We start from the raw sequence: 12,018 nt of genomic DNA on the forward strand, positions 1-12,018 counted from the left end.
CATGTCCCTGTGCGGCTGCCTCCCGTCGGCAGGCTGGTGAGGGCGTGCCCTACGCCGTCGGCCGCGCCATGACGATGCGGGTGATCTCCACCCGCGACTTGGCCCCGAGTTTGCGGTACGCGCGGGTGAGCGCCGCCTCCACGGTCTTCACGCTGAGGACGAGTCCGGCGGCGACCTCCCGGTTGGTGGCGCCCTGGGCGACGCGGGCGACCACGCTGCGCTCGGTCGACGTGAGCCGTTCCGTCCAGGCGCCCTCGGGGAGGAGGACCGCGCCGTTCTCCGCCCGGTCGCGCTCGGCGCGGGCCAGTGAGACCCACGCCCTGGCGTCCGCCCTGGTGAAGATCCGCAGGGCTTCCGCGAAGGCGGCGTGCGCTGCCGCGTCGTCTCCGGTACGGCGCAGGACCCGGCCCAGCGCCAGCCGGGTGCGGGCCTCCTCCAGGGGGTAGCGGGCGGCTCGGAGGCGTGCCGCCGCGTCCTCGAATCCGGCGGCGGCCAGGGCGAGTTCGCCGCGCGCCTCGTTGACGGCCGCGGCCGACCTGTCGAGCGTGGCGACGACCCCGGGCCGCCCGAGCCGCACGGCCTGGGCGCGGGCCCGGGTGATGACCGCCGTCGCCTCGTCCGTCGCACCACTGCGCGCCAGGGCTTCCGCGAGGTCGGCGTGCCAGCGCCGGGTCGCCGGGTCCTGCTGCCCCTGCGCCGTCTCCATCTCCCCCGTACGCCGGAGCAGTTCGGCCGCTCGGGCACTCTCGCCGCCGAACAGCAGGATCCGGCCCTCGGCGTGCAGGGCCCGGGGGAGGAAGAGCCGGTCGTCGTCGTCCTCGCTGTGCTGCCGGGCGGTCTCGGCCGCGGCGAGCGCCCGGCCGAGGGTTCCGCCCGCCGTCTCCGCGAGCGACACCGCATACCAGGCGGGCCCCTGGCTCAGCCCGGCCTGTTCGGCGATGCGCAGGCTCTGGCGGGCTACGGTCAGCGCCTGGCGGCAGCGACCGCGTTCGATCTCGACCTGGGCGAGGCCGATCAGGCACTGGCTCAGGCTCTCCGCCGAACCGCGCTGCCGCAGCGTGTACACCAGGGTGCGGAGTTCGGTTCTGGCCTCGTCCAACCGGTCGTGCACCAGGTGGAACCGGTGCTTGAGGTAGATCGGCCCGTTGTGGTGGGCCATGGCGTGCACGTCGTGGGGTGCGGTGAGCGCGGTGGCGAGGGTGGTCTCCGCCTCGGGCAGTCCCAGGAAGAGTTCGAGGGCCGCCTGCTGGGTCAGCGCGAGGAGTTCGGTCCGCCGGTCCCCCGCCTGTCCGGCGAGCCCGGCGGCGCGGACCGCGTAACCGTGCGCGCGGGCCGCCGAACCTCCGACCATCCACTCGCGCCAGCTCATCCGGTAGTGCAGCTGGGCCAGCAGCGCGGGGTCCCGGCCCGCGTCGTGCACCGCCGCGGGGAAGACGTCCGCGATCTCGGCCATCGCCTGACCGCAGGAGTCGACGACCACGTTCCAGGCGCGTACCCGGTCGGCGGGCCGGTCGGCGTCGCCCAGCACCTCGTAGGCGAGCTGCCGGGCGAAGTCGAAGTCCCCTGCCTCCAGCCCGTCCTCCGCGGCGGTGAGCCGCCGGTCGGTGTCGACGTGCGTCTCGTCGGTCGGGGTGCACCGCGCGGCCAGGCGGCCGAGCCGCGCCGCGGTTCCCGGCGCGCCCCGACGGCGCGCGGCGGTGGCGGCGTCGACGAGCCGGGCCGCCACCGCGGAGTCCGGGCCCGCCGTGAGCCGGCCGAGGTGGTGGGCGCGTTCGACCGGGTCGTCGGTCGCTTCGGCGAGGGCCCGGTGGGCGTCCGCCCGGAGTCCGTACGGGGTCTCCGCCTGCAGCACCATCGGTGTCAGCGGGTCCGGGAAGCTGATGAGGCCGTGGTCCGACGCCTGGAGGAGGCCGTGCCGTACGCAGGTGTCGATGTCGGCCGGGGCCTGCCGGCCGCCCGCGCGCATCAGCAGCTCCACGGTGGGGCGGGCGGCGGCGCTCGCGGTGACCAGCGTCTGCCGGGCGCTCGGCGGCAGGGCGGCGATCCGGTCGAGGACCGGTCGGCGCAGGGAGTCGGGGACGGGGAGCGGTTCGGTGGAGTCGGGCAGCGCTCCCCCGGCGAGCCTGACCCGCTCGGTGAGGGCGGAGCTGAGTTCCAGTACCGTACGGGGATTTCCGCCGCCGGCCTGGTGCAGGCGGGTGAGGAGCGGCTTCGGCCAGGGCGGTTCGTCGTGCCCGTCGAGCAGTTCGGCGACCTCGCGGGCGGTCATGGGCGGCATCGGCACCCTGCGCACCGGCTGCGGGCACCACTCCTGCGGGGCGTCGGCCTCGTACCGCTCCGCTGCGTCGTGTGCCGCGTACGCCTGGTACCCCTCGTACGACGGGGGTCCCGTCCGGGGTCCCGTACGCAGCGCGACCAGTACGGCCGGTCCGGGGCCGCCGCGTCCGGCGCCTGCTGCACATCCCGTACGTCCTGCATGTCCTGCACGTCCGGCGAGGAAGCCCAGGGTCTGCGCGGTAGGGGTATCGAGCCACTGTGCGTCGTCGACGGCCAGCAGGAGCGGGCGCTCGCCGCCCAGCAGCGTGAGGAGCTTGCGGACGGCGATGCGCAGGACGAGTGCGTCACGTCCGCTGGTCGGATCGATCCCTTCGGGCGGTGTGCGCCGTAACAGGGCCCCTTCGAGCACGGCCCTTTCGTGACTGCCGAGTTCGGCGAGTGTGCTGTCCGGGACACCGGCCAGCAGATCGATGAGGCCGAGGTAGGGGCTGTCCCGTTCGGACGGGGACGGCGAGCAGCTCAGTACCTGGTACCCGCAGGCGCTCAGCTCCGCCGAGAGCCGGGACACCACCGTCGTCCTGCCGATGCCCGCGGGCCCGGTGAGGAGAACGCCACCGCCACCGGCGAGGTGGGACCGGACGGCGTCGCAGAGGGCGTCCCGCCCGACGGCGGGACGGCGGCGGGGGGCGGTGCGGGGGGCGGTGCGGGGGCCCGCCGGGGCGCTGGGCCATGTGGTGGGTGATGCGGTGGGCGATGCGGTGGTCGGCTCGGTCGTCACAAGCCCCTCCGGACACAGCCTCGTTCACACGTCGACGCGGATCCTGAAGGCGTTCCCGATGGCCGACCGCCTGTCGACCGCCGCCTGCCATCCGTAACGCCGCGCTGAATCTAGGACCGCTCCGGACACAGGTCAATACCTTTGAAAATATTGGGAGTTGGGACCAGATATGCGTACCGGGCCGGTGGCGGGGAGGCCACCGGCCCGGCATCCGGTCATCCGGCGCCCGGTCACCCGGCATCCGGCATCCGGCATCCGGCATCCGGATATCTGCGTCAGCAGGCTCCCTGATCGCTCCAGACGGCCCAGGACCCCGGAGCGCCCGGTTCGGCGCCCGTCGAGTACCACTGCGAGGACCAGGTGTGGCCGTTGTACGAGACCTGGTCGCCAGGCGTGTAGCCGGTGGTCGCGTTCCAGGCGGGCAGGTTGCCGCAGCCGCCCGGCGGGGTGCCGCCGCCGCTGACGGTCCAGGTGAAGGCGGCCGAGCCGGTGGCGTTGTCGGTGTTCTTCGCCGTGACGGTCACGGACGCGGTGCCCGCGGTGGTCGGCGTACCGGTGATGCGGCCGGTGGTGGCGTCGATCGACAGCCCCGCGGGCAGGCCGGTCGCGCTGTAGGTGAGGGTCTCACCGCCGGGGTCGCTCGCCTGGATCTGCAGGGAGGCGGCGGTGCCCACGGTCCCGGTCTGGTTGCCCGGGTTGGTCACCGAGGGCGCGCCCGGCTGGCTGTTGCAGGTGCCGGGGACCGGGTCGGCGCCGGTGACGCTGACCGCGGCCCAGGCAGCGGCGATGGTGTTGTACTCGGTGCAGTGGGCGCCGTAGAGGTCGGCCGCCGCCTTCAGCGAGTCGATGCGGGCCTGGTGGTAGTTCTCGGCGCTGTTGGCGTAGGAGGCCAGCGCCTTGTACCAGATCTTGCCCGCCTTGTCGTTGCCGATGCCGGTGACCGTGGAGTTGTTGCAGGTCGGGCTGTTGCCGTAACCGTGATTGCCACTGCCGACGGCGGCGAGGAAGAACCAGTGGTTGAGCGGACCCATCGAATAGTGCGGGTCGAGGCTGCCGTTGCTGCTGTTCCAGCAGTCGGGCGACGAGCCGTCGAGCGAGGGCTGGTTCATCCAGCGCAGGGGCTGGTTGTCGCCGTTGATGTTGATGAGTTCACCCATGGTGTAATCGGGCGTGTCCACCGGGTTGTTGGCGTAGAACTCGACCAGGGTGCCGAAGATGTCGCTGGTGCCCTCGTTCATGCCGCCGGTCTCGCCGGTCTCGTCCCAGCCGGTGAGCGCGCCGCTCACGCCGTGGCTCATCTCGTGCCCTGCGACGTCGAGTTCGACCAGCGGGCGGGCGTTGCCCTGGCCGTCGCCGTACGTCATCTGGGTGCCGTCCCAGAAGGCGTTCACGTACGCGTTGCCGTAGTGGGTCTGCGAGGGGACGCCCCGGCCGTCACCGAAGATCCCGTTGCGGCCCTGGACGTTCTTGTAGTAGTCGAACGTCTTCGCCGCCCCGTAGTGGGCGTCGGTACCGGCGGAGGCAGGATCGCTGTTGGACCCGTTGCCGAAACTGCCGCTCGCACTGGTGAAGATGGAGCCGGTGCCGCCGGTCGCGTGGTTGAGGTTGGTCGTGTAGCCGTTGCCGTGCGACGGGTCCTGCATCGCGTAGCCGCTGCCGGACTGCGTGAGGTCGAGGGAGACCCGGCCGCTGTAGATCGACTGTCCGGTGCCCGCGACGGCGGGCCCGGCGGCGACCTTCGGAGCGGCGGTGGCCCTGGGGACGGCGGTGGCCGAGCGAACGGAGGCCGCCTCCCCCGGCGCCGCGAAGGTGTCCACCTCGTCACTGCTCCGTACGACCTTGCCGGACCGGGCGTCCACCAGGACGTGCAGCCGGCTCGGTGTCTGGTCCGGGCGGACGCCGCTGACGACGGTCTCCCAGACCAGGGTGGCGGCGCTGCCCTTCATCTGTACGGCGAGGTGCGGTGCGGAGACCGACGCGATACGGCCGTGGAAGGCGGCCTTCGACAGCTCGGCGGCGCGGGGTGCGGCCAGCCGGGGCGTGGTGGACACCGCGCCGGACGTCTGCGATCCGGCTGTCAGCGACTCGTACGTCCCGTCCTTCTTCAGGTGCACGATGACGTCGCCGCCGTAGGCCGGGAGCCCCTTGTACGTCCGGTCGAAACGGACGGCGGCGGAACCGTCGTGGTCGACCATCAGGTTCCGGACGGTGAAGACGTCCCCACCGGCCTTGTGCGCGGCCCCCGCGTGGGCCGTCAGCGCCTTCTTCGCGTCGTCCACGACACGGCTGCGAACGGCGGGCGACGGGTCGGCGGTGTACGGCGCCGCGGCGAAGGCCTTGGGCCCGGCCGACGACGGATGCGGGTGGGACACCGGGGCGGCCGTCGCGGCCGTCGCCGCGGGGAGGGCGATGGCGGAGGCGGACAGACAGGCCAGAGCGGCCGTCAGGAGTCTCGTGGTTCTTCGTATGTACATGGACCTGGGGTTCCTTTCACCTGGTGCAGGGGGCGCCGCTGAATCGCGGGGCGGTGAGGGAGGAGCGGGCACGTGCGGTCGTGCGGTCGACGCCGCTCGTGGGTGGAGCGGCGTCGACGCAGAGCATGGGGAACGGACGGGCACGGCCGGCAGGCACTGGGCGAATGGAGAGGGGTTTCCCTATCCCGGCAACCCGGCATCCCCGTATCCCGGCAACCTCGCATCCCGGCACCCTGGGTGTCCGGGCAACCTCATGTCCCGGCATCCCGGCAACCCTCGCTCCGACGGGCCGCACCGGGGGCTAGCCCTACCTGGAGCTGGGCGGTAGCAGGATCGTCCCGGGTAGCCGTATCCGGACATGCTTGGGCCCGGCGCATACCGCTGATGTCCCAACGATTCCACCGGAGTTCATTCGTGCATGAGCAGACATGGCAGAAGTCCCGTTCTCCCAAGGGGCGGGGCGGTCGGCTCGGAGCTGTGTCAGCCGCGGTGGCGGTGGCCGTCGGCGCCATGACGATGGCCGCCCTGGCGCCACCCGCGGCGGTTGCCGCCGCCCGGCCGGACAGCGTCCAGGTGGGCCTGAACGCGCTGGTGCACTCTGATGACCTGCCGGCCGCGCTGGCCAGTGTCAAGGACCGCGACGGCCGAACCCGTACCTACACCGCAGGGGTCGGCGACCTGGCCACCGGCGCGAAGGTGCCCAGGGACGGTCAGGTGCGGATCGGCAGCAACACCAAGACGTTCACCTCGGTGGTCGTGCTCCAACTGGTCGGTGAAGGGAAGATCCGCCTCGACGCCCCGGTCGACACCTATCTGCCCGGCCTCGTACGCGGGGAGGGGATCGACGGACGCCACATCACCGTCCGTCAGCTCCTGCAGCAGACCAGCGGACTTCCCAACTACTCCAACTACCTCGGGGAGGAGGTCCGTTACTTCGAACCCCGCGAGCTCCTCGACATCGCCCTCCAGCACAAGGCCGACTTCGCCCCCGGGGCGAAATGGGAGTACAGCAACACGAACTACGTGCTGGTCGGCCTGATCATCCAGAAGGTCACCGGCCACCCCCTCGCCGATAAGATGGACCAGCGCGTCATCAAGCGCATCGGGCTGCGCCACACCTACTTCCCGGCCCCCGGTGACGCGACCATCCGAGAGCCCCATCCCAAGGGCTACTACCAGGATTCAGCAGGCGCGCCACTGCTCGACGGCACCGAAATGGACCCCTCCTGGGCCTGGGCGGCCGGCCAGCTGATCTCCACCAACTCCGACCTCAACCGGTTCTTCACCGCGCTCCTGGCCGGCCGCCTCCTCCCGGCGGCCCAGCTCGCCCAGATGCGTACCACCGTCCCCGCCGGATACCCCTTTGCCTCCGGCGCCCGCTACGGGCTGGGGCTCGTGAGCACGCCACTGTCATGCGGCGGTGTCTACTGGGGCCACGGCGGTAGCACCACTGGATACGAGACCCGGGGCGGCGTCACCGGCGACGGCCGCGCCGCCAACGTCGCGGTGACCATCCAACCGACCGACGAGACAGTCATGAAGCGGGTCGAGAGCGTCGTGGACACGGCCCTGTGCCGCTGAACCGCACAACTGGTCGCCGCAGGAAAGTGAGAGGCCACCACCGTCTTTGCCCGGCCCTCCTGCGCCGGGCCGCCTCGGGGCACAGCGCGTGGATCAGACCGACATGACCTCTACGTCGTACTGCCGGATCCGGCGATCACGGGTGACCAGCACCATCCCTTCGGCCTGCGCCTGAGCGATCAGCATCCGGTCGAAGGGATCGGTGTGCACCAACGGCAGCCGCCCCGCCCGCACCCCGTGCTCAGCGGTGAGGGGCAGGCTCCCGAACGGGAGGTCGCGCACCTGCTCGGCCAGATCCACGGGGCCCACCAGACTGCCGAGCAACTGCTTGACGGTGATCTCCCACAGCGACGCGACGCTCACGTACACAGCAGGCTCACTGTCCACCAACTCCACCACTTCGGCGGACAATTCAGGTGAGTCACCCAGCCACCACAGCACCACCCGCGTGTCGAGCAACAGGCGCATCAGCGCATCCCGAGCGCGGCGGTCACCGAGGCGGCCGGCTCGTCGAAATCCGCAGAGATACGGATACACCCCTGCAGCGAGCCACGCCCCGCCCGCCGCACCTTCGGCCCCGGCGGCAGCGTCCGTACCACCGGCTTGCCTCCCTCGCTGATCAGCACCAGTTCGCCGCCGACGATCCGGTAGAGAACACCCGAGAAGTACGGCCGGGTGCGGCGCGGGCAGCGTCGGCGGAACCTCGTCCACAGCGCCTTCACGACGGGGTCACCGCCGCGATCTTCACGCCTACGGACGCGGGGTCGACGCCGGCCGCCAGCAGCTCCGCCCACACGGTCTTCCCGATCCCGGCCGGGCGCTCGTCCACACCCCACCGATGCGCCAGGCTCTCGACGAGCAGCAGCCCCCGCCCGCCCTTGTCCAGCTCACCGGGCTGCCGCACCTCAGGCCGCCCGGCTCCCGCATCGCTGACCTCCAGCCGCAGCAACTCGCCACTCCCCCGGCATTCGATGCGTACGCCGACCATCCGGTCGCCGGGCGCGGGGACGCGCAGGGCGTTGGTCACCAGCTCGGAGAGCACCAACTCGCCGTCCTCAACGGGAGCCTGGCTGGCCCGCCACTCGCCGAGTTTGGCGCGGAGGGCTGCGCGCGCTCGGGGCACGCTCTCGCGGCTGCGATCCAGCCTGTACCTGAATTCACGAACGTAGGAGTGCTCTGCCATGTCGCTCCCTACTGGCTGCCGACTCGATAGCAAGTCCCGGACGTCCACGTGACGTTGGGGAGTCCTTGCATCACTCAGCGTGCACGTACACTTCTCATTCGCGCAACGTTGAATGGATACTCGGCGTTCAATTCACCCGTTCGTGTCTCCTGAGGGCGGCGTCCGTCCGAGGCTGGTAGGGAGTGACGTATGCCATCTGTAAAGCCGTCCACTGTTCTGGGTCGCCAACTCGGCGACGAATTGCGACGCTTCCGCGATCGCGCAGGCCTCTCGACAGCCCAGGCAGCCGAAATCCTGGACTGCACCAAGGGAAAGATCAGCCGTATCGAGAACGGCCACGTCCCCGTCCGGACACCGGACCTGGTCGCCCTCATAGGGGCATACAACGTGGCAGAGCCAGAGGCCCGCGAGCGTCTGGCATCCCTGGCTCGCAGGGCCAACCGCCGCCGCCGTGAGGGCTGGTGGCATCAGTACGGTTCCGTACTCGCGGACACATATCGCGACTACATCGAGATGGAAACGATCTGCGACAGCATCAGGACGTTCCAAGTACAGCTGATCCCTGGACTTCTCCAGACGCCTGAGTACGGAAGAGCCGTGACCGTCGCTTCCCGTGCATGGCAGACGGCAGAGGAAGTCGACCAGTTCGTGAAGGTGCGACTGGCCCGCCAGGAGCGTCTGACCGGTGACGATCGTCTGGAGTTCTGGGCCGTGCTTGCGGAGGGCCTGCTCCACCAGCACGTCGGCGAGGGGACCGTGATGCATGATCAGTTGCAGCACTTGGCCGACGTCGCCGAGCAGCCCAACATCACTGTCCAAGTACTGCCGTTCTCACGTGGGGCGCACCCAGGTATGTTCGGTCCGTACCTACTGCTGAGCTTTCCGCGAGTGTCGGCGCTCGACCTCGTGCTGACCGAGACGCCAACCGGCAACATCTGGATGGAACGGGAGTCCGAAGTCGCCCGCTATCGCGAACTCTTCGACGACGCTCGCACGTCGGCGTTGCCGCCAACGGAGTCACTCAGCCTGATCCGACGCATCGCCAAGGAGCACAGACCATGAATCGGGATCGCCTCCCCCTGCCGGATCTCGCCGGGACTGCGTGGCATGTGAGCAGTTACAGCGGAGGGCAGGGAGAGTGCGTCGAGGTGGGCCACAACACTCCCCACCTCGTCCCGGTCCGCGACAGCAAGCGCCCCACCGGTCCCGTACTCACCTTCAGCCACGACGCCTGGCGCAGCTTCATCCACAGTCAGTCTTCCTGAGCCGACTGCCGCCGGATGCGGCCCCAGCCCTGGTCCCCCCGTCACCGTGGAGACGACGGCCGGGCCGCAGGGCGCCACGCGACCGGCCAGACAACGTCTCGCGCAACGGCCCCTGACACGCCGAGGCTGGCCCGAGCGCGTTCGACGAAGCGGCTCCGCGCATCCCGGAACTCCAGGTACGCCTGGTCCCAGTTCTGCTCCGTCTCCGTGGCAATGTCCCGAGCCAGGCATTCCAACCGCCACACGCAGTGGTCCAGCGTCTTGGACGCGGTGTTGGCCTCCGTGTCACCGAGCAGCCCGAGCGTCTCCGACAGCGCGGACCGGCGCGACTCCAACTCACGCAGTTCCAGCAGCACTTCGGGCGTAGGCTCCAGCGGTATGGGCCCGGACACCAGGCCACGGGCGGCGGCGATCATCTGATAGCGAGCCGCCAGCTCCTTGACGGCGTGAGCGTACTCGGCGTAGGCCGACAGGCGCTGCTCGTCCCACCGCACGGCCTGCTGTCTGCGCCACCTCGTCCGCTCGTTGACGCTGGTCACCAGGAACGACGTAGCAGCTCCCAGGGTGACACCCACTAGCGGAAGTATCTGGCCGGTCAGACTCATCACGGACCCCGATCACGTAGCGCGGAAACTACCCAGTGCCTTCCACGGCAACCGGGCAGCGCACACATGCCAGGGCGCGACCCCTGATGCGGAGTCCGCCGACAAGGAAAAATGGGCGCCGTGAATGACACAGTCGCGGTTGCCCTGATCACGTCCCTGTCCACGCTGAGCGCTGCGGGGCTGGCAGGTGTCGCCTCGGCATGGGTGGCCGGCAGGCAGTTACGGCACCAGAGTGCCCTGGCCCGTGAGGAACGGGCCGAGCGGCGAGCGGTCGACCATCGGGAGATGCGCCGTGACGTGTACGAGAAATTCTTGTCCCAGGCTGATGCGGCCTACCGTGTCCTGGACAACGGATGGTTCGCACTGCCGTTCACGGAGTTGCGCCGCTGGGAAGCGGGATTCGCTGCGCGCAGGGCGCTGGACGAGGCGTACATCCGGGTTCAGCTGGTGGGACCGGACGATGTCGCGGAGCGGGGCGCTGAAGTTCTCCGCAGCATAGGTGACGAGTTCCGGCTTCACGCGCGCATCGTGGACGGCAGCCCGGACGCGGCCGGCAACGCCGCCGACCTCGAACCTTCAGCTCGCTCAGGGGCGCTCCGCGCCCGGGTCGCCAGCAGCACGGAGTTCGTTACCGTGGCCCGGCGGGCGCTGGGAGGCGAGTTGTCGGCCACAAGGACTGAGCCGTCTACCGCCCCGGCTCACACCTCCTCGACCGAGGCCCCGGGGGTGTGGCCGTGAGCAGTTCGATGTCCTTCAGCCCCGCGCTCCGCAGCAGCGCAGCGGCAGATCGCGTGAGAGACCGAGTGACCCGGCTCCACCCGCGACCCGCACACCTCAGCCGTCATCACCAGTGCGGCGGCGCTTCAGCCGCGAGCCGAGGAGAAAGAGGCCTCCACCTGCGGCAAGGACGCCCGCGGCCAGCAGCATCACGTTCTTGGTGTCCTGGCCGGTGTTCGCGGTGGTGCCCCCTACCGTGCCGTTGTCGGACGTCGGTAGAGCTGACGTCCCGGTGGAGGACGTCCCGGTGGAGGACGAGCCGGTTGCGGTACCCGCGCCCGAAGTGCCGGGGGTGGGCGAACCGGGCGCCTTCCCGGTTCCCGTTCCCGACCCGGTTCCCGTTCCCGACCCGGTTCCCGTACCCGACCCGGACCCCGTCCCCGACCCGGACCCCGTCCCCGTACCCGTACCCGTAATCAGGAACGACGCCACGACGGACTGCTGGTGGGCATCGAGTTTGCACGTCGCTTCGACCGGGCCCAGGGGTTCGCCGTTCGCCTTCCGCCCGACGAGTTTCATGGTGAGGTCACCGACGGAGATCTTCACCTTGCCCGGCTTGTGGAACGTGCGGGAGGGGCTGGTGCCCTTCGCCGTGATGGCAAAGGCCCGGTTGGATTCGGGAAGGGAGACCTTGTTGATGCCGAAGTGCACGGGGACCTTGAAGTCGCCGTCCCGCGAGTGCAGTTCCGTCTTCGCGTCCACCGTGCCCTCAATGGACTTCAGGTCCCCGATGGCGAAGTGGATCAGGCGTGTCTCCTCCTTGGTCACCGTCGTCGTCGCGTCGAGGGTGAATACCGGGCTGGGCTTGCCGACCGCGACCGAATCCGGGATATCCGAGTGGATCTTCATCGGAACGGGCTGGTGGATCGGACCGTTCGAACATGTGTAGTCCAGTGTGAGTGAAACCGGGTGCGCGAAAGCGGTTCCGGCTCCGGATACTCCCACGATCCCGGCAACGAATCCCGCCGCCGTCGCTACCCCGAGCACCATCCTCGCTTTTGACCTTGCCGTGTGACGCCTGTGATTCATGAACTGTCCCCCAATCAATTGATCAGCGATGATTCTCATCGGTCAGCGC

General features: G+C 70.2%; 11 protein-coding genes. 4 read left to right on the forward strand and 7 right to left on the reverse strand.

Annotation, left to right across the window (positions count from 1 at the left end; all coding sequences use genetic code 11):
- Nucleotides 1-49: 49 nt before the first annotated feature.
- The gene (locus NBY69_RS02020) at nt 50-3,055 is read right to left on the reverse strand and encodes an AAA family ATPase (RefSeq protein WP_250297841.1); all 3,006 of its coding nucleotides are present in this window, start codon (nt 3,053-3,055) and stop codon (nt 50-52) included.
- Between the two features lie 275 nt (nt 3,056-3,330).
- Nucleotides 3,331-5,529, reverse strand: coding sequence for a M4 family metallopeptidase (locus NBY69_RS02025; RefSeq protein WP_250297842.1), 2,199 nt, complete (start codon nt 5,527-5,529; stop codon nt 3,331-3,333).
- Nucleotides 5,530-5,943: 414 nt separating this feature from the next.
- On the opposite strand from NBY69_RS02025, the gene NBY69_RS02030 reads away from it, so the two are divergent.
- Nucleotides 5,944-7,110 carry a serine hydrolase domain-containing protein gene (locus NBY69_RS02030; protein WP_374211186.1) on the forward strand — a complete coding sequence of 389 codons (1,167 nt, stop codon included), beginning with the start codon at nt 5,944-5,946 and terminating at the stop codon, nt 7,108-7,110.
- A 93-nt stretch (nt 7,111-7,203) separates the two neighbouring features.
- Here NBY69_RS02030 and NBY69_RS02035 read toward each other — a convergent pair whose 3' ends face one another.
- Genes NBY69_RS02035 through NBY69_RS02045 form a run of 3 tightly spaced genes read right to left on the reverse strand, consistent with a single transcriptional unit; the run spans nt 7,204 to nt 8,233 of the window.
- Entirely contained in the window at nt 7,204-7,578 is a 375-nt protein-coding gene (locus tag NBY69_RS02035; protein ID WP_250297843.1) for a type II toxin-antitoxin system VapC family toxin, read from the reverse strand.
- Entirely contained in the window at nt 7,578-7,832 is a 255-nt protein-coding gene (locus NBY69_RS02040; protein WP_250297844.1) for a type II toxin-antitoxin system Phd/YefM family antitoxin, read from the reverse strand. Before NBY69_RS02040 ends, NBY69_RS02035 begins: the two co-directional genes overlap by 1 nt.
- Nucleotides 7,829-8,233 (reverse strand): ATP-binding protein, encoded by a 405-nt coding sequence (locus NBY69_RS02045; RefSeq protein WP_250297845.1) that lies wholly within the window; start codon nt 8,231-8,233, stop codon nt 7,829-7,831. Before NBY69_RS02045 ends, NBY69_RS02040 begins: the two co-directional genes overlap by 4 nt.
- 249 nt (nt 8,234-8,482) lie before the next feature.
- Between NBY69_RS02045 and NBY69_RS02050 the strand changes: the two genes are divergently transcribed.
- Nucleotides 8,483-9,355, forward strand: a complete 873-nt coding sequence (locus tag NBY69_RS02050) for a helix-turn-helix transcriptional regulator (RefSeq protein WP_250297846.1) — start codon at nt 8,483-8,485, stop codon at nt 9,353-9,355.
- Nucleotides 9,352-9,558: a DUF397 domain-containing protein gene (locus NBY69_RS02055; protein WP_250297847.1), complete on the forward strand. Its 207-nt coding sequence runs from the start codon at nt 9,352-9,354 to the stop codon at nt 9,556-9,558. The genes NBY69_RS02050 and NBY69_RS02055 overlap by 4 nt, the downstream gene beginning before the upstream one ends.
- 41 nt (nt 9,559-9,599) lie before the next feature.
- On the opposite strand, the gene NBY69_RS02060 is transcribed toward NBY69_RS02055, so the two are convergent.
- A complete protein-coding gene (locus NBY69_RS02060; protein ID WP_250297848.1) occupies nt 9,600-10,133 on the reverse strand; it encodes a hypothetical protein in 534 nt (177 codons plus the stop codon).
- A 150-nt stretch (nt 10,134-10,283) separates the two neighbouring features.
- Here NBY69_RS02060 and NBY69_RS02065 point away from each other — a divergent pair, with 150 nt between their 5' ends.
- On the forward strand, nt 10,284-10,901 hold the full coding sequence (locus tag NBY69_RS02065; RefSeq protein ID WP_250297849.1) for a hypothetical protein: 618 nt from the start codon (nt 10,284-10,286) through the stop codon (nt 10,899-10,901).
- Nucleotides 10,902-10,997: 96 nt separating this feature from the next.
- Here the strand turns inward: NBY69_RS02065 and NBY69_RS02070 are convergent, their stop codons facing one another.
- Nucleotides 10,998-12,008, reverse strand: coding sequence for a DUF6801 domain-containing protein (locus NBY69_RS02070; RefSeq protein ID WP_308409455.1), 1,011 nt, complete (start codon nt 12,006-12,008; stop codon nt 10,998-11,000).
- Between the last annotated feature and the right edge of the window lie 10 nt (nt 12,009-12,018).

Source organism: Streptomyces sp. A 4/2 (genome assembly GCF_940670765.1).
In the GTDB taxonomy this organism is placed as follows: Bacteria; Actinomycetota; Actinomycetes; order Streptomycetales; family Streptomycetaceae; genus Streptomyces.